20 protein-coding genes are annotated in these 19,386 nt (G+C 69.6%); 10 read left to right on the forward strand and 10 right to left on the reverse strand.

Annotated elements, in window-relative coordinates; all coding sequences use genetic code 11:
* The first annotated feature begins 6 nt into the window (after nt 1–6).
* Nucleotides 7–1,614: a CocE/NonD family hydrolase gene (locus tag K6T84_RS21045; RefSeq protein WP_225400277.1), complete on the forward strand. Its 1,608-nt coding sequence runs from the start codon at nt 7–9 to the stop codon at nt 1,612–1,614.
* Here K6T84_RS21045 and K6T84_RS21050 read toward each other — a convergent pair.
* From K6T84_RS21050 to rimP, 9 genes are all read right to left on the reverse strand, one after another.
* Complete coding sequence (locus tag K6T84_RS21050) at nt 1,611–2,171, reverse strand: DUF1802 family protein (RefSeq protein ID WP_225400278.1); 561 nt, start codon at nt 2,169–2,171, stop codon at nt 1,611–1,613. The two genes, K6T84_RS21045 and K6T84_RS21050, sit on opposite strands and share 4 nt — an antisense overlap.
* A gap of 88 nt (nt 2,172–2,259) precedes the next feature.
* Nucleotides 2,260–3,957, reverse strand: coding sequence for a hypothetical protein (locus K6T84_RS21055; RefSeq protein ID WP_329786821.1), 1,698 nt, complete (start codon nt 3,955–3,957; stop codon nt 2,260–2,262).
* A gap of 242 nt (nt 3,958–4,199) precedes the next feature.
* Nucleotides 4,200–5,528, reverse strand: a complete 1,329-nt coding sequence (locus K6T84_RS21060) for an MATE family efflux transporter (RefSeq protein WP_225400280.1) — start codon at nt 5,526–5,528, stop codon at nt 4,200–4,202.
* On the reverse strand, nt 5,525–6,538 hold the full coding sequence (locus tag K6T84_RS21065) for a DHH family phosphoesterase (RefSeq protein WP_225400281.1): 1,014 nt from the start codon (nt 6,536–6,538) through the stop codon (nt 5,525–5,527). Before K6T84_RS21065 ends, K6T84_RS21060 begins: the two co-directional genes overlap by 4 nt.
* Nucleotides 6,498–6,977, reverse strand: a complete 480-nt coding sequence (gene rbfA / locus K6T84_RS21070; protein WP_224861132.1) for a 30S ribosome-binding factor RbfA — start codon at nt 6,975–6,977, stop codon at nt 6,498–6,500. The genes K6T84_RS21065 and rbfA overlap by 41 nt, the downstream gene beginning before the upstream one ends.
* An 11-nt stretch (nt 6,978–6,988) precedes the next feature.
* Nucleotides 6,989–9,736, reverse strand: a complete 2,748-nt coding sequence (infB, locus tag K6T84_RS21075; RefSeq protein WP_225400282.1) for a translation initiation factor IF-2 — start codon at nt 9,734–9,736, stop codon at nt 6,989–6,991.
* A gap of 66 nt (nt 9,737–9,802) precedes the next feature.
* Entirely contained in the window at nt 9,803–10,060 is a 258-nt protein-coding gene (locus K6T84_RS21080; protein ID WP_329786822.1) for a DUF448 domain-containing protein, read from the reverse strand.
* Between the two features lie 197 nt (nt 10,061–10,257).
* Nucleotides 10,258–11,304 (reverse strand): transcription termination factor NusA, encoded by a 1,047-nt coding sequence (gene nusA / locus K6T84_RS21085; protein WP_225400283.1) that lies wholly within the window; start codon nt 11,302–11,304, stop codon nt 10,258–10,260.
* Nucleotides 11,301–11,837, reverse strand: a complete 537-nt coding sequence (rimP, locus tag K6T84_RS21090) for a ribosome maturation factor RimP (RefSeq protein ID WP_224861142.1) — start codon at nt 11,835–11,837, stop codon at nt 11,301–11,303. Before rimP ends, nusA begins: the two co-directional genes overlap by 4 nt.
* 112 nt (nt 11,838–11,949) lie before the next feature.
* Here rimP and K6T84_RS21095 point away from each other — a divergent pair, with 112 nt between their 5' ends.
* The 3 genes from K6T84_RS21095 to K6T84_RS21105 are packed head-to-tail and all read left to right on the forward strand — an operon-like array spanning nt 11,950 to nt 13,243.
* Complete coding sequence (locus tag K6T84_RS21095) at nt 11,950–12,459, forward strand: hypothetical protein (protein ID WP_224861144.1); 510 nt, start codon at nt 11,950–11,952, stop codon at nt 12,457–12,459.
* The gene (locus K6T84_RS21100; protein ID WP_224861146.1) at nt 12,456–12,908 is read left to right on the forward strand and encodes a ferritin-like domain-containing protein; all 453 of its coding nucleotides are present in this window, start codon (nt 12,456–12,458) and stop codon (nt 12,906–12,908) included. The genes K6T84_RS21095 and K6T84_RS21100 overlap by 4 nt, the downstream gene beginning before the upstream one ends.
* 11 nt (nt 12,909–12,919) lie before the next feature.
* Complete coding sequence (locus K6T84_RS21105) at nt 12,920–13,243, forward strand: DUF732 domain-containing protein (RefSeq protein ID WP_224861148.1); 324 nt, start codon at nt 12,920–12,922, stop codon at nt 13,241–13,243.
* Here K6T84_RS21105 and K6T84_RS21110 read toward each other — a convergent pair.
* On the reverse strand, nt 13,240–14,994 hold the full coding sequence (locus tag K6T84_RS21110; RefSeq protein ID WP_225400285.1) for a proline--tRNA ligase: 1,755 nt from the start codon (nt 14,992–14,994) through the stop codon (nt 13,240–13,242). The genes K6T84_RS21105 and K6T84_RS21110 overlap by 4 nt on opposite strands.
* Before the next feature lie 66 nt (nt 14,995–15,060).
* Between K6T84_RS21110 and K6T84_RS21115 the strand changes: the two genes are divergently transcribed.
* From K6T84_RS21115 to K6T84_RS21140, 6 genes are read left to right on the forward strand one after another with little or no spacing between them, the layout of a single operon-like run.
* Nucleotides 15,061–15,363 (forward strand): urease subunit gamma, encoded by a 303-nt coding sequence (locus tag K6T84_RS21115; RefSeq protein ID WP_225400286.1) that lies wholly within the window; start codon nt 15,061–15,063, stop codon nt 15,361–15,363.
* Between the two features lie 2 nt (nt 15,364–15,365).
* Nucleotides 15,366–15,677 (forward strand): urease subunit beta, encoded by a 312-nt coding sequence (locus K6T84_RS21120; RefSeq protein WP_224861160.1) that lies wholly within the window; start codon nt 15,366–15,368, stop codon nt 15,675–15,677.
* Nucleotides 15,677–17,398 (forward strand): urease subunit alpha, encoded by a 1,722-nt coding sequence (locus K6T84_RS21125; protein ID WP_225400287.1) that lies wholly within the window; start codon nt 15,677–15,679, stop codon nt 17,396–17,398. The genes K6T84_RS21120 and K6T84_RS21125 overlap by 1 nt, the downstream gene beginning before the upstream one ends.
* A gap of 10 nt (nt 17,399–17,408) precedes the next feature.
* Complete coding sequence (locus K6T84_RS21130) at nt 17,409–18,044, forward strand: urease accessory protein UreF (RefSeq protein ID WP_225400288.1); 636 nt, start codon at nt 17,409–17,411, stop codon at nt 18,042–18,044.
* A 10-nt stretch (nt 18,045–18,054) separates the two neighbouring features.
* On the forward strand, nt 18,055–18,735 hold the full coding sequence (gene ureG, locus K6T84_RS21135) for an urease accessory protein UreG (protein ID WP_224861166.1): 681 nt from the start codon (nt 18,055–18,057) through the stop codon (nt 18,733–18,735).
* Nucleotides 18,735–19,379 (forward strand): urease accessory protein UreD, encoded by a 645-nt coding sequence (locus K6T84_RS21140; RefSeq protein ID WP_225400289.1) that lies wholly within the window; start codon nt 18,735–18,737, stop codon nt 19,377–19,379. The genes ureG and K6T84_RS21140 overlap by 1 nt, the downstream gene beginning before the upstream one ends.
* Nucleotides 19,380–19,386: the final 7 nt, after the last annotated feature.

Raw genomic sequence — 19,386 nt, forward strand, 5'->3', positions numbered from 1 at the left:
TCAACGGTGAGCAGCCCGCGCCGCACCGATGTAATCCTGAACCGGGTACTGCGGCAGCTTCCGCCACCCACCACCGGCTACACCGTGCGCCGGGAACGCATCCCGATGCGCGACGACGTGGTCCTGCTTGCCGACCACTACCAGCCGACCGGTGACATCCGGGGCACCCTGCTGGTCCGCTGCCCGTACGGGCGGGGTTTCCCGTTCGCACTGGTCTTCGGCCGGATGTACGCCGCACGCGGCTACCGGGTGATCCTGCAGAGCGTTCGCGGCACGTTCGGCTCGGGCGGCGAGTTCGAGCCGATGGTCAACGAGGCCGCCGACGGCGCCGACACGGTGGCCTGGATGCGCACCCAGCCCTGGTTCACCGGCTCGTTCGGCACCATCGGGCTGTCCTACTTGGGATTCACCCAATGGGCGCTGCTGGCTGATCCGCCACCGGAGCTGGCGGCCGCCGTCATCACCGTCGGGCCGCACGATCTGCACCAGTCGACCTGGGGTGTGGGCTCGTTCGCACTCAACGACTTCCTGGGCTGGAGTCATCTGATGGCCCACCAGGAAGATCGCCCGCGGCTGCGAGCCGGCCTGCACCAGCTCACCGCCCAGCGCAGGGTGGGCCGCGCGGCGGCCCGGCGGCCCCTGGGTGCGGCCGGGCGGGCACTGCTGGGCACCGGTTCGCCGTGGTACGAGTCGTGGGTCGAACACCCCGAGGCCGACGACCCGTTCTGGAATGCGCTGCGCCACCCCGAAGCGTTGAAGCGCTCCGAGGTGCCGGTGCTGCTGCTGGGCGGCTGGCAGGACCTGTTCCTGGATCAGACCCTGGACCAGTACCGGGCGTTGCGAGACCGAGACGTCGAGGTGGCGATGACCATCGGGCCGTGGACCCACACCCAGATGCTGACGTCCGGCCTGAGCCGGGTCACCTCGGAGTCATTGCAGTGGCTGGACACTCATCTGGCCGGTGTGGAAACGGTGCCGCGGCCGAGCAGGGTGCGGATCTACTCCGCCGGCCGGGGTTGGCAGGACCGGCCGGACTGGGCACCGGCCGACGCCGTTGACGCGTGGTATCTGCAGCCCGGGGGCGCGCTCTCACAGATCGCGCCCGCCCCGGCATCTGCCACGTTCCGGTTCGACCCCACCGACCCGCCGCCCACGATCGGAGGCCGGCTGCTGTCCGCGGCCGGCGGCTACCGCAACGACAGCATGCTGGCTCGCCGTGACGACATGCTCAACTTCACCAGCGCGGCACTGACCCGTGACCTGGACGTGTGCGGCGTCCCGGTCGTGGAGTTGGAGCACAGTGCCGACAACGACGACGTCGATGTGTTCGTCCGGGTCAGCGAGGTCAACCCGCGCGGCCGCTCAGTGAATGTGACCGAGGGTTATCGGCGACTGCACCGGCACACCGGCCCGGTGCGCATCGAATTGGACGCCGTCGCAAGGCGTTTCGCCGCGGGCTCCCGGATCCGGGTGGTGATAGGCGGCGGAAACCACCCCCGGTACGCGGTGAACCTGGGCACCGGCGAAGCCCCGATCAGCGGCACCCGGATGCGGCCCGCGGTGCACACGGTGGCGTTCGGCGAGTCACGGTTGCTGCTTCCCGTCGAGCGCTAACCCACCGCGTCGCGGACCCGGTCGGCCACCTGCGCCAGGGTTCGGTCGTCAAACACCGGTGCGGACCGCGCCGCGGTGATCGGTACCTGCACCCAGCTGGTGCAGCCGGCGTATTCCGGGGTGCGGGTCACCCACACCGGCTCCACCAGCGGGGCCGCCTGTACGACCAGCGCGGCCAGCCGATGCTTCGGCCGAAAATCCAGCCGATCGGCCCGCACCGACTCGGTGGTCCAGATGTGCAGATCCTCGATGGCGGCCAGCCCCTCGGGGCGGGTGACCGGCACTGCCGCAACCACTTTGGCCGCCGACCGGATCAGCACCCGGTCGTCGTCGCAGTCCGCGGCGGCCGCGGCCAGCAGGACCCGATGTTGCGGCCGCACCCGCTCGGCATGGCTGTGTGCAACCGTCGGGAACAACAGGAAATCATCGGCCGCCACCGCGAAGCGCTTCTCGCCGATACCGCCCTTGCGCAACAGGACCGACTGCCGGCCGGCCAGCAGCGCGTGCACCACCGCGCTCCACTCCTTGAGTGCTGGAGTGCTCACAGCGGCATTCATGTAGTCCACGATAGGTACAGCCGCACGCACAGAGCACCCGTCCCGGGCGGCAGGTGCGCCGCCCGGGACGGGTGCTCGAGGTGAATCCCTACAGGCCCAGGAACGCGGCGCCCGGGTCCATCAGCGACGATGCGTCGAAGCCGCCGAACAGCGAGCTCAGGTCCATGTCTCCGAACGGCGTCACGAACGTGTCGGTGACCGTGGCGTCAGCGCCGTCCAGGCCGGGGATGGCCGAGTAGACGTTGGCGAAACCACCGCCGAGGTTCAAGACGCTGTACACCGATCCGACCTCCGGCAGGTCCGAAGCGTCCACGCCACTGCCCGCGGTGACACCGTCGATGGTGAACTCGGTGGTGGTCAGGCCCAACAGCTGGGTGACGGTCTCCTGGGCGTGTGCGGTGCCCAGCAGGTCCTTGCCGTCGTAGATGTTGAAGTCCTGGGACGTGATCGGCAGCGGGAAGTAGGTACCGCCCAGACTGAGACCCGGTGTGCCACCGCCGATGTTGAGCAGCGGCGGCGCGCCGACGGTCTGGAAGACCGGCGCGAAGCCCTCGGTGGTAGTGGTCCCGGACCCGGTGAACGGGTCGAAGGTGGTGCCGCCGATGGTGAAGGCGTCGTCACCCACCGTGCTGCCGCCCAGGGCGGTGAACGCCGCGCCCGGGTCCAGCGGCCCGGCCGCGTTGACGCCGGCGAATAGCGAGCTCAGGTCCATGCTGCCGAACGGTGTGATGAAGGTGTCGGTGACCTTGCCGTCCTCACCCGGGGTGGCGACGTAGACGTTGGCGTAGCCGCCGCCGAAGTTGAACGCGTCGTAGACCGTTCCCACCGCCGGCAGGCCGTCGCCGGTGTCCGAGCCGTCGGTGACCACCAACTGGGTGTTGGTCATCCCCAGCAGGTTGGTGACATCGACGCCGGTGTTGATGGTGCCGATCTGCGTGGCGTCGTCACCGGAGCCGCTGTAGACGTGGAAGTCCTGCGAGGCGAGGCCGTTGCCCTGGTGGCTCGGGTCACCCAGCGATGCGCCGCCGATGGCCAGCAGCGGCGCGGCGCCGCCGAGCGCGGTGATCGGGGCGAAACCCTCCTCGGCCGTGTCGCCGGATCCGGTGAACGGGTCCAGGGTGAGGCCGCCGATGGCGAAGGCGTCGTCCCCACCGCCGGCCGCACCGGCCTGCAGCGGGGCGAAGGCGTCGCCGGGCTGCAACGGGTTCGCCGCGTTGAACCCGCCGAACATCTTGCTCAGGTCCGTGCTGCCCCACGGCGTCACGAAGGTGTCGGTGACGGTGCCGTTCTCGCCGGGGGTGGCGACGTAGATGTTGGCGAAACCGCCGCCGAGGTTGAACACGTCATAGACCGAGCCCGACGCCGGCAGATCCGCCGCCGAGCCGGTGACGCCGGTGACGGTGAACTCGGTGTTGGTGAAGCCCGCCAGGTTGGTGACGACCACGCTGGAGTCGATGCTGCCCAGGCTGGTGCCGTCGGCACCGTAGACCTCAAAGCTCTGCGGCGCGGTGGGCAACAGACCGCCGGGGCTACCGCCGCCCAAAGTCAGCAGGGGTGCGGAGCCGGTGAGCGGGTGGACCAGGCTGAAGCCCTCCTGCGCCGAGGAGCCGGATCCTGAGAACGGGTCGAACGTGTAGCCGCCGATCGTGAAGGCATCAGCCCCATCGGCGCTGGGGGCGACAGCCTCGCCCGTGTCGGCCACCGCGAGGGCCGCCTGCAGAAAGGCAGCGGTCAGCAATCCGCCACCAGCGGCTAGACCTGCGACTATCAGCCGATAATTCATCATTCCGTATCTCCCGGTTCCGTGGGTTTGGCCAAGACCGAGCGCCCAACACCGCCCGATGGCGGCGTGTGACACCTGTAACAACCAGCAGGACATTACCGATGAGTAACCTGAATGTATAGACAAACTCATGAAAAATTTTTCTTTTTTCTGTCGGTTGTCGGAAATCCGTAATGGAGTTCACTTCGCCGGAACTTGGGGTCGAGATTTCGGGTCAACCCTGCGGGGCACCCCTGCCGGACCGCTCAGGCCGGCCGATCCTGCGGCCGGCCTGCCAGCGTCCAGCGCCCGGAAAACGCCCGCCACCCGACGAACACCAATCGCAACGCGATGAACGTGGTCAGCCCCGACCAGATGCCCGCCAGTCCCCAGTGCAGGATCAGCGCCAGCCAGGTCAGCGGGAGGAAGCCGACCAGCGCGCTGATCACCGTGGCGGTCCGCATGAATGCTGCGTCGCCGGCACCGATCAGCACGCCATCGAGGGCGAAAACGATTCCGGCAAGGGGTAATTGGGCGACCAGGAACCACCACGGAACGCTCACCGCGGCCAGCACCGCGGCATCTGTGGTGAACAGTCCCGGAATCACGGCCGCGCCGGTGGCCAGCAACGCAGCCAGCAGTGCTGCGGCCGCCGTGGAGACCACCGTCACCCGCGCGGCCACCGACCGGGCCCGGGCGCCATCGCCGGCGCCCAGCGCCGCACCGACCAGGGCCTGCGCGGCGATGGCCAGCGAATCGAGCACCAAGGCCAGAAACGTCCACAGCTGCAACACGATCTGGTGCGCGCCCAGGGCTGCGGCCCCGAATCGCGCGGCGACCGCGGCCGCCGAGACGAAGCAGGCCTGAAAGGCCAGCGACCGGACGATCAGGTCGCGCCCCATGCTCAGCTGGGCCCATAGCACCGATCTGTCCGGAACCGGGTCGGCACGCTCGGAGCGCAGCGCGCCCAGGAACAGCAGCCCGGCCAGCCACTGACCCGTGCAGTTTGCCACCGCCGAGCCGGTCAGGCCCATGCGCGGCATACCCAGGAGTCCGAAGACCAGCAGCGGGCACAGCAGAGCCGACAGCGCGAAACCCGCTGTGGCATAACGCGGCGGCCGCGTGATGTCCTGCACACCACGCAGCCAGCCGTTGCCCGCCAGTGAGACCAGGATCGCCGGGGCACCGAGGATGGCGACCCGCAACCAGGGCAGGGCGGCTCGGGCGATCCCGTCATCACCGGCGATCGCCGCCACCAACGGCGCCGCCCCGAGTTCGACGCCGATGACCACCACAACACCGAGGCCAAGCGCCAGCCACGTCGCCTGGACGCCTTCGGCGACGGCGGCGCGACGATCTCCGGCGCCGAAGTGACGCGCCGACCGCGCGGTGGTGCCGTACGAGAGGAAGGTGCCCTGCGAGGCGACCAGGCTCAGCACCAGCCCGCCGATGGCCAACCCGGCCAGCCCCCGAGCGCCGAGCCGTCCGACGACCGCGGTGTCGAACAACAGGTACAGCGGTTCGGCCGCCAGCACCACCAGTGCCGGCAACGCCAGCGCCGCGATCCGGCGGTATCCGCCGCCGCCCACTGTCACCCGAGGGCGGCGACCAGAGCGGCGACCACGTCGTCCACGCCGCCGGCCGCGCTGTACCCGGCGGCCAGCCGATGCCCGCCGCCGCCGAAGGAGACGGCCACCGCACTCAGGTCGACCGCTGACTTGGCCCGCATCGACACAGCCCAACGTGCCGGATCGACCTCCTTGAACACCACCGCCACCTCGGCCTGTGCCGTGGTGCGCACGATGTCGACGATGCTCTCCACTTCCTCGGGCCGCGCCGCAGTCCACTCGGCATGGTCGACCACGGCATAGACCAGGCCGCGGCCGCCCGCGGCCTCGGGCAACAGCCGTGCCTTCGCCAGCACCCGCGACAGCATCGTCAACCAGTCGAACGGGTGGCTGTCCATCACCGTGCGGGCAACGGCGGCATTGTCCACTCCGAGGTCCACCAGTTGCGCCGCCAGCCGGTGCGCGCGAGGACTGGCCCACCGGAACGAGCCGGTGTCGGTGGCCAGTCCGGCGTACAGGCAGTGCGCGACGTCGGCGTCGACCGGCCGGCCCCACTCCTTGATCAACTCGGCCACCACCATCGTCGTCGAATCCGCGGTCGGATCAACAAGATTGGCGGTCCCGAAGAACTGATTCGAGGCGTGGTGGTCGATCACCAGCAGCTCGCGACCGGCAGCCAGCTCCCCCAGCCCCCCGAGCCGGTCCGCACTCGACGCGTCGACGCTCACCACCAGATCGATGTCGCGGCGCATCTCGTCAGGGGCCACCAACAGTTCACCGCCCGGTAGTGACTGCAGCGACTGCGGCAGGGTTGCCGGACGGGCGAAGGAGACCTGAACCGCCTTGCCGCATCGTTTCAGAACCAGCGCGAGCGCGAGCCCGGATCCGATGGTGTCGGCGTCGGGGTGCACATGGCAGACCACCGCAACGCTGCCGGCAGCAGCCAGCAGACCCACGGCCCCCGCGACGTCGACGCGCCGACCCTCCGGCGGCAGCTCAGTCGCCGAATCGCTCACCGAGACCGCTGTCTTCGGCATCCGGTTCCGCGGGTGCCTCCCGATACGGGTTGGCGTCTCCCACCGGCTTTCTGCCCTCACGCATCCGGGCCAGGTCGGCGTCGGCGGCCGCCGCGGCGGCCAGCAACTCCGACATCCGGTGCGCGGTGTCGGGCACGGTGTCGCGGACGAATGTCAGCGTCGGGGTGAAACGCACCCCGGTGCCGGCGCCGACCTTGGACCGCAGCACACCCTTGGCGCCCTCCAGTGCCGCCGCGGCACCCCCGTAGTCGGGATCGTCGTCCAGCGAGCGACCCAACACCGTGTAGTACAGCGTGGCGTCGTGCAGGTCCGCGGTCACCTTCGCGTCGGTGATCGTCACGCCGGCCAGCCGCGGGTCCTTGATCTCGTATTCGATCGCCGAGGCGACGATTGTCGAGATCCGCTTGGCCAGCCGCCGCGCCCGGGCCGCATCAGCCATGACGACCGCGCCTACGCACGAGCCTTCTCAACGAGCTCGTAGGCCTGGATGACATCGCCTTCCTTGATGTCGCTGTAGGTCAGGGTCAGACCGCACTCGAAGCCGTCGCGGACCTCGGTGACATCGTCCTTCTCCCGGCGCAGCGAGGAGATCGTGACGGTCTCGGCGACCACCACGTTGTCCCGCAACAGGCGCGCCTTGGCGTTGCGGCGCATGATGCCGGAGGTGACCAGGCAGCCCGCGATGTTGCCCACCTTCGACGAGCGGAACATGGCGCGAATCTCCGCACGCCCCAGTTCCTTCTCCTCGTAGACCGGCTTGAGCATGCCCTTGAGCGCGCTCTCGATCTCGTCGATCGCCTGGTAGATGACCGAGTAGTACCGGATCTCGACACCCTCGCGGTTGGCCAGCTCGGTGGCCTTACCCTCGGCGCGCACATTGAACCCGATGATGATCGCGTCCGACGCCGATGCCAGGTTGACGTTGGTTTCGGTGATGCCACCGACACCGCGGTCGATGACCCGCAGCTGCACCTCGTCGTCGATCTGGATTCCCATCAGGGCCTCTTCGAGGGCCTCGACGGTACCGGCGTTGTCGCCCTTGAGGATCAGGTTCAGCTGACTGGTTTCCTTCAGCGCCGAGTCCAGGTCCTCCAGCGAGATCCGCTTGCGCGAGCGGGCCGCCAGCGCGTTGCGCTTGCGGGCGTTGCGCTTGTCGGCGATCTGGCGGGCGATCCGGTCCTCGTCGACGACCAGCAGGTTGTCGCCGGCACCGGGCACCGAGGTGAATCCGATGACCTGCACCGGCCGCGACGGGGTCGCCTCTTCGACGTCTTCGCCGTGCTCGTCGACCATGCGACGCACGCGGCCGTAGGCGTCGCCCGCGACGATCGAGTCGCCGACCCGCAGCGTGCCGCGCTGGATCAGCACGGTGGCCACCGGGCCGCGACCACGGTCGAGGTGCGCCTCGATCGCCACACCCTGGGCTTCCATGTCGGGGTTGGCCCGCAGGTCCAGGGCGGCGTCGGCGGTCAACAGCACCGCCTCTTCCAGCGCGGCGATGTTGGTGCCCTGCTTGGCGGAGATGTCGACGAACATGGTGTCGCCGCCGAAGTCCTCGGCCACCAGGCCGTACTCGGTGAGCTGCCCGCGGATCTTGGCCGGGTCGGCGCCCTCCTTGTCGATCTTGTTGACCGCCACCACGATCGGCACATCAGCGGCCTGGGCGTGGTTGATCGCCTCGACCGTCTGCGGCATCACGCCGTCATCGGCGGCCACCACCAGGATCGCGATGTCGGTGGCCTTGGCGCCACGGGCACGCATGGCGGTGAACGCCTCGTGACCGGGGGTGTCGATGAAGGTGATCAAGCGTTCGGCGCCCTCGAAGTCGACCCCGACCTGGTAGGCGCCGATGTGCTGGGTGATGCCACCGGCCTCGCCCTCGCGGACGTTGGCCTGGCGGATCGAGTCCAGCAGGCGGGTCTTGCCGTGGTCGACGTGACCCATGACGGTGACCACCGGCGGCCGGACCTGCAGGTCCTCCTCGTCGCCGGCGTCCTCACCGTAGGACAGGTCGAAGGACTCCAGCAGCTCGCGGTCCTCGTCCTCGGGCGAGACGACCTGCACGACGAAGTTCATCTCGCTGCCGAGCAGCTCCAGGGTCTCGTCGCCGACGGACTGGGTGGCGGTGACCATCTCACCGAGGTTGAACAGCGCCTGCACCAGGGCAGCCGGGTTGGCGTCGATCTTCTCGGCGAAGTCGCTCAGCGATGCACCGCGGGCCAGCCGGATCGTCTCGCCGTTGCCGTGCGGCAACCGCACACCACCGACGACCGGGGCCTGCATGTTCTCGTACTCGGCGCGTTTCGCCCGCTTCGACTTGCGGCCCCGCTTGGGGGCACCGCCGGGACGGCCGAATGCACCCGCCGCGCCGCCGCGCTGGCCCGGACGGCCTCCGCCACCGCCACCGGGACGACCGCGGAATCCGCCGGCACCGGCGCCGGCGGGAGCACCACCGCCACCGGGACCGCCCGGGCCGCCGCCGCGGTAGTTACCGCCGGGACCGCCACCGGGACGACCGGAGGGAGCGCCGGGACGTCCAGCGCCGCCTGGACCCGGGCGGGGGCCGCCGGGACGCGCCGGGCGGCCGGGTGCTCCGAAGTTGCTGGTGCGGCCGGGCATGTTGCCCGGTGTCGCGCCGCCGCCGGGACGCGGCATGCCCGGACGCGGTGCGCCGCCGGGCCGGGGTGCGGCCTGCGGGTGCGGACGCGGGATGGCGCGCTCCACCGGCTGCACAGACGAGAACGGGTTGTTGCCGACGCGCGGAGCCCGAGCGCCCGGCTTGGGGCCCGGTGCGGCCGGCCGGGGGCCGGGGGCTCCGGGAGCCGGGGGCGCCTCCGGAGCTGCGGTCGATGCGGCCGGGGAAGCCGACGCCGCGGGTGCCGGGGTCTCGGCGACCGGCGCGGCCGGGGCAGCCGGCTTCGCGGACGGTACGGGTGCCGGGGCTTCGGCCGGGGCGGCGGCGGTCGGGGTCGGGGTCGGGGTCGGCTTCTCCGGTGCGGGCGCCTTGGCGGCCGGTGCTTCGCTCTTGGGAGCGGGCTTGGAGCCCCCGAACGACTCGCGCAGCCGTCGGGCGACGGGCGCTTCCACGGTCGAGGACGCCGACTTGACGAATTCGCCCTGCTCGCTCAGGCGTGCGAGGACTTCCTTGCTGGTAACACCGAGTTCCTTAGCCAACTCGTGTACGCGGGCCTTTGCCACTACATCTCCTGTCTATGAGGCGACAGCGGTGGTGGGCCGCGCCTCGGGTTTAGCTATGACGCATGGTCATCGGGACTTCACGGTGTGCTCATGTTCTTCGCTACCTGTTCTGTTGCCCGGGGCGGCGAGCCGATCTTGGTGATCGAAGTACTCCTCCACCCCGGATACATCCGGGGAACCGCTGATCCGCAGCGCGCGTGCGAAGGCTCGTCGCCGGATCGCCGCCTGCAGGCAGTCCGGCGCGGGGTGCAGCCACGCACCCCGTCCCGGCTGGTTACCCACCCGGTCAACGGCCACGGCCCCATTGCCGTCCGACGTCGACACAGCGACCACTCGAAGCAATTCGACGGCCAATTCGCGTTTTCGGCACCCGACACACGTGCGCACCGGTCCCCGTGGGGAGCGGTGCGTCCGCGAGCCCGTTGACGAAACCTCGCGCTGGATCACGGCTCAGTCTACCCATACAACGGCGATGTCCCGAACCAACGTGGTCCCGAACCAACGTCGGAGACCCAGGACCGCTATCGACCGCCCACGGCACCCTGACTGGCGTCGTGCTCAGGATGATCGTCCTCCCCCGGCTCGGGGGTGTCGCTGCGGATATCGATCCGCCAGCCGGTCAACCGGGCCGCCAGCCGGGCATTCTGGCCCTCCTTGCCGATGGCCAGCGACAGCTGGAAGTCCGGGACCACCACCCGGGCGGCGCGCGTCGCCTGGTCGATCACCGTCACCGACATCACCTTGGCCGGCGACAGCGCGTTGCCGACGAACCGTGCCGGGTCCTCGTCGAAGTCGATGATGTCGATCTTCTCGCCGGCCAGCTCGCTCATCACGTTGCGCACCCGCTGGCCCATCGGCCCGATGCAGGCGCCCTTGGCGTTGAGCCCCGGCACCGCCGAGGCCACCGCGATCTTGGATCGGTGGCCGGCCTCGCGCGCGACCGCGACGATCTCCACCGAGCCGTCGGCGATCTCGGGCACCTCCAGGGCGAAAAGCTTGCGCACCAGGTTCGGGTGGGTGCGCGACAGCTCGATGCGCGGTTCGCGCAGCCCCCGGGTGACGCCGATGACGTAACAGCGCAACCGGTCGCCGTGCTCGTAGCCCTCGCCGGGCGCCTGCTCGGCGGGCCGGATAACTCCGTCGAATCCCTTGGCCTCGGTGCCCAGCCGCACCACGATCACACCCCGGGCATTCTCCCGGGCGTCGCGCTGCACCACGCCGGCGACGATGTCGCCTTCCCGCGCCGAGAACTCGCCGTAGGCCTTCTCGTTCTCGGCATCCCGCAGCCGCTGCAGGATCACCTGCCGGGCGGTGGTCGCCGCGATCCGGCCGAATCCCTCCGGGGTGTCGTCGTACTCGCTGAGGACGTTGCCGTCCTCGTCGGTCTCGCGGGCCAGCACGCGCACCACGCCGGTCTTGCGGTCGACGTCGATCACCGCGTCGGCCTGGTGCCCCTCAGTGTGCCGGTAGGCGGTGAGCAACGCCGATTTGATCGTGTCCACCACCACGTCGACCGGAATGCCCTTGTCGGCCTCGATCGCGTGCAACGCGGCCATGTCGATGTTCATTGGCGCCTCTCCATTCCGGCATCCGGGGCCTGCCGGCCCGCCAACTCCAACTCGCGTTCACCGGGCGGTGAGAACTCGACCTGCACGACCGCCTGGCTGATCTCGCTCAGCGGTAATCGGCGCAGGTTGAAGTCCCGCCCGGCCCGCACCACCAGCGTCAGCACGTCGTCGTCGGCGACCAGGCCCACCCGGCCGGTGAGACCGGATCCGTCGGTCAGGGTCACTTCGACCTTGCGGCCGTGAGCGCGCCTGAAGTGCTTCACCGTGGTCAGCGGTCGCTGCACACCGGGTGAGCTGACCTCCAGAACGTAGGGGGCGTCGAAGTCCAGCTCGTCGAGCAAAGCCGACGCCGAGCGCGACAACGCCGCGACGGTGTCCAGATCCAGGGGGGTGTCGCCGTCGGCGATCACGGTGATTCGCGGTAACGGTGCGGCGGCGTCGATGACGACGTCTTCGATCTCGTATCCGGCGCGCGTGAACTCAGCGTCGAGCAGCTCGATCACCTGTGTCTGGGAAGGTAGCCCGGTGGCCACGGCGAGCTCCTCATCTTGAGTTGTGCGGTCAACGCATTCCCGCGCGCCAGGCGCAGCCGGAACCGGATACCAAGGATACGCCCGCCCGACCCGCAGTGGCAGGATGTCTCAGATGTCCGGCCCCCTGACCGCTATCGACCGGCGGCGCGTACTGACCGGCGCCGGGATTCTCGCGCTGCTCGCCGTGGCGGCACCGGCGTGCGGCTCGGCGCCGACTCCACCGGAGGTAGACGCCCTGGAGGCGCAACGACTGTTGGCGCAGCACGACAGTGAGCTGGCCGCCGCGGCCGGGACTGCCCTGACCGGGCCGGACGACACGGCCCAGGCCACCGCGCTGGCGCAGGTTTCGCAAGAGCGCGCCGACCACGCCCGGGCGCTGGCCACCGAGATCATCCGAGCATCCGGGCGCCCCGCCCCCGAAACATCGCAGACCAGCACGGCCACCGCGGTACCGGATGCTCCGGCCCCCACGGTGACGCAGGTGGTCAACGCACTGCGCGCCGCGGCCGACAGTTCCAGCAAGCTGGCGATCGCCTCATCCGGCTACCGGGCGGGACTGCTCGCCTCGATCGCGGCGTCCTGCACGGCCTCCTACGCGGTCGCCTTGGCGGTGCAGTCGTGACGTCCACCGAACCGATCGATGGCCCCGACGCGGCCCTGCGCGAAGCACTGGCCACCGAACACGGGGTCGTCTACGGCTATGGGCTGGTGTCGGCCTATTCACTGCCGGAGTTCAACGGCCTGGTGGTGGCGACCATCCGCCAACACCGCGAGCGCCGTGATCGGACGATCACGATTCTGACCAGCCGCGCCGTCGAGGCCCCGCCCGCCGCCGCCGGCTACCAGTTGCCGCTGCCGGTGAACTCCTCCGGTGACGCACTGCGGCTGGCGGTCCGGATGGAGAACGACACCGCGACGGCGTGGCGCGCGGTGGTCGAGCAGACCCGAGACGCCGCCGACCGCGAGTTCGCCGCGACCGCGCTGGGCCAGAGCGCGGTGCTGGCTGCGCACTGGAATCGCGCGTTGGGCAACTGGCCGATCACCCGCCCATTCCCTGGCGGCGAGGACTGATGGGAGCCGCAATGGTGAGTCGAAGCGTCCGATTGGCCGCGGCTGCGGCTGCCGCAGGTGCACTGCTGGGGGTCGCCGCCGGGCCGGCGTCGGCCTACCCGATCCCGTTGACCTCTGACGACATCCGATTCCTCAACACCGCGCGTGGCACCTTTCCCGGCGACGACGACGAGTTGTTGCAGGCCGGTAAGTACATGTGCCATCTGCTGTACTCCGGCCAGCCTTCGGCGGCGGTGATCGACCAGGTCGGGGCCGAGCACGGCGCCAGCCACGATCAGGCCGCCAAACTCATGCGCGCGGCCCGTGGCAGCCTGTGCCGGATGGCGCCGGGCTAACCGGTTTCGCCGCGGACCGCGGCGACGATCTGCCCGGCCAGTTCGGCGCCGACGGCCAGTTCGCGCTTCTCGCCGGCGAGGCGGTCGCGCAGTTCCACCACCCCGTCGGCCCAGCCGCGGCCGACCACCACCACCAGGGGCATCCCGAGCAGTTCGGCGTCCTTGAACTTCACCCCGGGCGAGGCGGTGCGGTCATCGAGCAGCACCTGCACCCCGAGCCGGTCCAGTTCGGCGGCCAGCTCCTCGGCGCCGGCCCGCGCCGCGTCGTCCTTGTTGGCGATCACCAGATGCAGGTCGAACGGGGCGACCTGCGCCGGCCAGCGCAACCCCAGCTCGTCGTGCTGCTGCTCGGCGATCACCGCCACCAGTCGCGATACCCCGATCCCGTAGGACCCCATGGTCAGGCGCACCGGCCGGCCGTCCTCGCCGAGCACGTCGGCGGTGAAGGCGTCGGTGTATTTGCGGCCCAGCGAGAAGATGTGGCCGATCTCGATCCCGCGGGCACTGACCAACTCCCCGGCGCCGTCCGGTGAGGGGTCGCCGTCGCGCACCTCGGCGGCCTCGATGGTGCCGTCCGCGGTGAAGTCGCGGCCGGCCACCAGCCCGACCACGTGCTTACCGGGCTGATCGGCACCGGTGATCCAGCTGGTGCCGTCCACCACGCGCGGGTCGACCAGATAGCGGACCCCGTTGTCGGCCAGAGCTTTCGGACCGATATAGCCCTTCACCAGGAACGGGTACTTGGCGAAGTCGGCCTCGGAAAGCAGCACGTACTCGGCGGGTTCGAGCGCTGCGCCCAGCCGTTTGTCGTCGACCTCCCGGTCACCGGGGACCCCGATGCCCAGCAACTCCCACTGGCCCCCGGGTTCGCGGACCTTGACCATGACGTTCTTGAGGGTGTCGGCGGCGGTGACGGTCGTGCCCAAAGCCGTGTTCGCCCAGTCGACCAGGGTGGCGATGGTCGGGGTGTCACCGGTGTCGTGCACGGTCGCCTCGGGCTGCCCGGCCACCGGTAGGGGCTGCGGGCGGGCGGTGACGACGGCCTCGACGTTGGCCGCATACCCCGACTCCACGCAGCGCACGAAGGTGTCCTCGCCGTTCTCGCTTTCGGCCAGGAACTCCTCGGAGGCCGAGCCGCCCATCGCCCCGGACGTCGCCGCGACGATCACGTAGCGCAGCCCCAGCCTGTCGAAGATCTTCTGGTAGGCCGCCCGGTGGGCGTCATAGGCGGCACCCAGCCCGGTGTCGTCGACGTCGAAGGAGTACGAGTCCTTCATCACGAACTCACGGCCGCGCAGGATGCCGGCGCGCGGCCGCGCCTCGTCGCGGTATTTGGTCTGGATCTGGTAGAGAACCACCGGGAAGTCCTTGTAGGAGTTGTATTCACCCTTGACGGTCAGGGTGAACATCTCCTCGTGGGTGGGCGCGAGCAGATAGTCGTTCCGCCGCCGGTCCTGCAGGCGGAACAGGCCGTCGCCGTACTCGGTCCAGCGGTTGGTGGTCTCATACGGTGCGCGCGGAAGCAGCGCCGGGAACAGGATCTCCTGCCCGCCGATGGCGTTCATCTCCTCGCGCACCACCCGTTCGATGTTGCGCAGCACCCGCAGACCCAGCGGCAGCCAGCTGTACAGCCCTGGCGCGATGGGCCGAATGTAGCCGGCCCGGATCAGCAGCTTGTGGCTGGGAACTTCGGCATCGGCGGGGTCTTCGCGCAGGGTACGCAGAAACAGCTGGGACATCCGGGTGATCACAGCGCGCCAGCCTATCGGGTCCGATACCCGAAACCTCCCCGCCGCCGCATGGCATGATCGCGTGATATGCGCATCAGCCCGCATGAGCAGGAACGTCTGCTGTTGTCCTATGCCGCTGAGCTGTCGCGCCGGCGTCGCGCTCGGGGGCTGCGGCTGAACCATCCCGAAGCCGTCGCGATCATCACCGACCACATTCTCGAGGGCGCGCGTGACGGACGGACCGTCTCAGAATTGATCGCCAGCGCGCGCGACGTGCTCGGGCGCGACGACGTCATGCAGGGCGTTCCCGAGATGCTGGATCTGGTGCAGGCCGAGGCAACGTTTCCCGATGGCACCAAGCTGGTCTCCGTGCACCATCCGATCGGCTGACGGTGATCCCCGGAGAGATCCTGTTCGGTCCCGACGAGATCGAGATCAATGCAGGCGCCGATCGGTTGGAGATGCAGATCGTCAACGCCGGCGACCGCCCGATCCAGGTCGGCAGTCATGTCCACCTGCCGCAGGCCAACACGGCGCTGTCGTTCGACCGGGCCGCGGCCCACGGTCGCCGGCTGGACATCCCGGCGGGCACCTCGGTTCGCTTCGAACCGGGGGTGCCGCGCACCGTTTGGCTGATACCGCTTGGCGGACGCCGTGAGGTGCCCGGCCTCACACTGAACCCGCCGGGGAGGTTGGACGACTGATGGCTCGACTGTCCCGAGAGCGCTATGCGCAATTGTTCGGGCCGACCACCGGCGACCGGATCAGGCTGGCTGACACCGATCTGTTGGTGGAGATCACCGAAGATCGCAGTGGTGGGCCAGGGCATTCCGGCGAGGAGGCGATCTTCGGCGGCGGCAAGGTGCTGCGCGAGTCGATGGGCCAGGCACGTGCGACCCGGGCCGATGGCGCTCCCGACACCGTCATCACCGGCGCGGTCATCATTGACCATTGGGGAATCATCAAGGCCGACATCGGGATCCGCGACGGGCGCATCGTCGCGATCGGTAAGGCCGGAAACCCCGACACGATGGACGGCGTCCATCCGGATCTGGTGGTCGGACCGTCGACCGAGATCATCAGCGGCAATGGCCGCATAGTCACCGCCGGCGCCGTCGACTGCCACGTCCACCTGATCTGCCCCCAGCAGATTCCCGAAGCGCTCGGCTCCGGGATCACCACCCTCATCGCCGGCGGCACCGGGCCCGCCGAGGGCACCCAGGCCACCAACGTCACCCCCGGCGGCTGGCACCTGGCGAGGATGCTCGAGGCGTTGGACTCGTGGCCGGTCAACGTCGCACTGCTCGGCAGGGGCAGCACCGTCAACGCAGCCTCGTTGTGGGAGCAGTTGCGTGACGGCGCATCGGGTTTCAAGCTGCACGAGGACTGGGGCGCCACACCCGCGGCCATCGACGCCTGCCTGACCGTCGCGCAGGCCGCCGGCGTGCAGGTGGCGCTGCATGCCGACACACTCAACGAGATGGGTTTCGTGGAGGACACCCTTGCCGCCATCGCCGGCCGGCCGATCCACGCCTACCACACCGAGGGGGCCGGCGGCGGGCACGCGCCCGACATCATCACCGTCGCAGGACAACCCAATGTGTTGCCCAGTTCCAACAATCCCACCCACCCCCACACGGTCAACACCATCGACGAGCATCTGGACATGCTGATGGTCTGCCATCACCTCAATCCCGCGGTGCCCGAAGACCTGGCATTCGCCGAGAGCCGGATCCGGCCGTCGACCATCGCCGCCGAGGACCTGCTGCACGACATGGGTGCGATCTCGATGATCGGCAGCGACTCTCAGGCGATGGGCCGCATCGGCGAAGTGGTGCTGCGTACTTGGCAGACCGCCCATGTGATGAAGCACCGCCGCGGCGCCCTGCCCGGCGACGGCGCGGCCGACAACACCCGGGTGCGGCGCTACATCGCGAAATACACCATCTGCCCGGCGATCACCCACGGGTTGCACCACGAGGTCGGCTCGGTGGAGGTGGGCAAGCTCGCCGACCTGGTGTTGTGGGAACCGGCGTTTTTCGGTGTCCGCCCGCACGCGGTACTCAAAGGCGGCGCGATCGCCTGGGCCGAAATGGGCGACGCCAACGCGTCGATATCCACGCCGCAGCCGGTCTTTCCCAGGCCGATGTTCGGCGCCGCCCCGAAGACCGCCGCGGCGACGTCGGTGCACTTCGTGTCGCCGCAGGCCATCGAAGCAGGCCTGGCCCAGAAGTTGGCGGTGCAGCGGCGACTGGTTTCGGTGGCCGATGTCCGCTCGATCGGGAAGGCCCAGATGCCGCTCAATGACGCACTGCCCGACATCGTGGTGGACCCCGACACCTTCACCGTGCGCATCGACGGCGACGTGTGGGAGGAACGACCGGCGGCTGAACTGCCGATGGCACAACGCTACTTCCTGTTCTGATGGCACCCTGATGTCTGGATTGGCAACGCTGCTCTCCCTCGCCGATTCGCGGTTGCCGATCGGCGGACACGTGCACTCCGGCGGCCTCGAGGAGGCCGTGACCAGTGGACTGGTGATCGATCTGGCGACGCTGGAGGCGTTTCTGGTGCGCCGTATCCGCAGCCACGGGCTGGTCACCGCCTCGATCGCGGCAGCGGTGCACCGGGGCGATCTCAGCGTCGCCGATGCCGACGACGAGACCGACGCCCGCACCCCGGCCCCGGCCTCCCGGCTGGCGTCCCGCAGTCAGGGACGCGGTCTGGCGCGGCTGGCGCGGCGGGTCTGGCCCGGTCCGTGCTGGGACGGGCTCGACGCCCGGCCACACCTGGCCACCGTCGCCGGCCTGGTGGGTGCGGTCAGCGGCCTGAGCCCCGGTGAGAACACGCTGACGCTGGTGTACAGCTCGATGACCAGTCCGGCGACCGCTGCGCAGCGCCTGCTGGCACTGGATCCGGCCGATGTCGCCGCCCTGACATTCAGTCTGGCGGAGCTGTGCGAGCGCACCGCCGCCGAAGCGACCACCGGCCTGGCCGACCTGTCCGACCCTCTGCTGGACACGCTCGCTCAGCGGCACGCCACCCGCGAACGCCCCCTATTCGTTTCGTGAAAGGAACCTCATGCCACCCCATTTCCTCGACGGTGCGCCGCACACCCATTCCGATCGGCCGAAACGGGTCCGCAAGCCCGGGGAACCGCTGCGCATCGGCGTGGGCGGTCCGGTCGGCTCCGGCAAGACCGCGCTGGTCGCGGCGCTGTGCCGACAGTTACGGGATGAGTTGTCACTGGCGGTGCTGACCAACGACATCTACACCACCGAGGACGCCGACTTCCTGCGCAAGCACGCCGTGCTCCCCGACGACCGGATCTCGGCCGTGCAGACCGGCGGCTGCCCGCACACCGCGATCCGCGACGACATCACCGCGAATCTGGATGCCATCGACGATCTGACGGCCGCACACAGCGGGCTCGACCTGATTCTGGTCGAGTCCGGTGGCGACAATCTGACTGCGACGTTCTCCTCGGGGTTGATCGATGTGCAGATCTTCGTCATCGACGTGGCCGGCGGCGACAAGGTGCCGCGAAAGGGCGGTCCCGGCGTCACGTTCTCGGATCTGTTGGTGGTGAACAAGACCGACCTGGCACCGATGGTCGGCGCGGATCTGGGAGTGATGGCCCGCGACGCCGCGACGGTCCGCGACGGCCGGCCCACCGTGCTGCAGTCGTTGACGGAGGACCCGACCGCCACCGAGGTCCTGGCCTGGGTCCGGGACCAGTTGCGCGAGCATTCGAACCTTTGATGCATTCCCGCGTCACGGTGGTCGCCTGCCCGAACCGGCTGCCGCGCATCGAATTCGGTGGCGGCCTGGCAGCCCGCCGTACCGGAGCGGACACGGTGCACCTGGTGTCGGCAGCCGCCACTCCCCTGGGCGGCGACGTCATCGAGATCCGCCTGATCGTGGAGCCCGGCGCCCGGCTGACGCTGCGCAGCGCGGCCGCCACCGTGGTGCTGCCCGGTGCCACGACCCTGACCTCGCAAGCGAATTGGCAGATGGAGGTGGCAGGCGACCTGGAAGTCGATCTTGAGCCGACCATCGTCGCCGCCGACGCCCGGCATGCCTGTGTCACCGCCGTGCACCTCTGCGGCGGCGGGTCAATGCGTCTGCGGGAGCGGGTGCAGGTCGGCAGGACCGGGGAGCGGCAGGGCTTCTGGTCGGGCGCGCTGCGAGTCGACCTGGATCACCGCCCGCTGCTGCGTCACCGAATGGACCTGGGGGCGGGTTCCCTCTCCGATGACGTGTTGTACGCGCCACGGGCCGCCATCAGTGAATTCCGTTATCCCGCGGCATGTTCTACCGCGGCAGCCGACCCGCGATGGACTGTGCTGACACTGGCCGGCGGTGGGACACTGAGCACCCGTCAGGATGACCTGCTGACAACCTGACCTGGCG

The sequence above is a fragment of the Mycobacterium zoologicum genome, assembly GCF_020181635.2.
Taxonomy (GTDB): domain Bacteria; phylum Actinomycetota; class Actinomycetes; order Mycobacteriales; family Mycobacteriaceae; genus Mycobacterium; species Mycobacterium zoologicum.

Excerpts from the sequence above, each read along its gene's own strand:
- K6T84_RS21050 (WP_225400278.1), bottom strand. The coding sequence starts at position 2,171 with ATGAATGCCGCTGTGAGCACTCCAGCACTCAAGGAGTGGAGCGCGGTG.
- K6T84_RS21055 (WP_329786821.1), bottom strand. The coding sequence starts at position 3,957 with ATGATGAATTATCGGCTGATAGTCGCAGGTCTAGCCGCTGGTGGCGGA.
- K6T84_RS21065 (WP_225400281.1), bottom strand. The coding sequence starts at position 6,538 with ATGCCGAAGACAGCGGTCTCGGTGAGCGATTCGGCGACTGAGCTGCCG.
- rbfA (WP_224861132.1), bottom strand. The coding sequence starts at position 6,977 with ATGGCTGATGCGGCCCGGGCGCGGCGGCTGGCCAAGCGGATCTCGACA.
- nusA (WP_225400283.1), bottom strand. The coding sequence starts at position 11,304 with ATGAACATCGACATGGCCGCGTTGCACGCGATCGAGGCCGACAAGGGC.
- K6T84_RS21095 (WP_224861144.1), top strand. The coding sequence starts at position 11,950 with ATGTCCGGCCCCCTGACCGCTATCGACCGGCGGCGCGTACTGACCGGC.
- K6T84_RS21105 (WP_224861148.1), top strand. The coding sequence starts at position 12,920 with ATGGTGAGTCGAAGCGTCCGATTGGCCGCGGCTGCGGCTGCCGCAGGT.
- K6T84_RS21115 (WP_225400286.1), top strand. The coding sequence starts at position 15,061 with ATGCGCATCAGCCCGCATGAGCAGGAACGTCTGCTGTTGTCCTATGCC.
- K6T84_RS21125 (WP_225400287.1), top strand. The coding sequence starts at position 15,677 with ATGGCTCGACTGTCCCGAGAGCGCTATGCGCAATTGTTCGGGCCGACC.
- K6T84_RS21130 (WP_225400288.1), top strand. The coding sequence starts at position 17,409 with ATGTCTGGATTGGCAACGCTGCTCTCCCTCGCCGATTCGCGGTTGCCG.
- ureG (WP_224861166.1), top strand. The coding sequence starts at position 18,055 with ATGCCACCCCATTTCCTCGACGGTGCGCCGCACACCCATTCCGATCGG.
- K6T84_RS21140 (WP_225400289.1), top strand. The coding sequence starts at position 18,735 with ATGCATTCCCGCGTCACGGTGGTCGCCTGCCCGAACCGGCTGCCGCGC.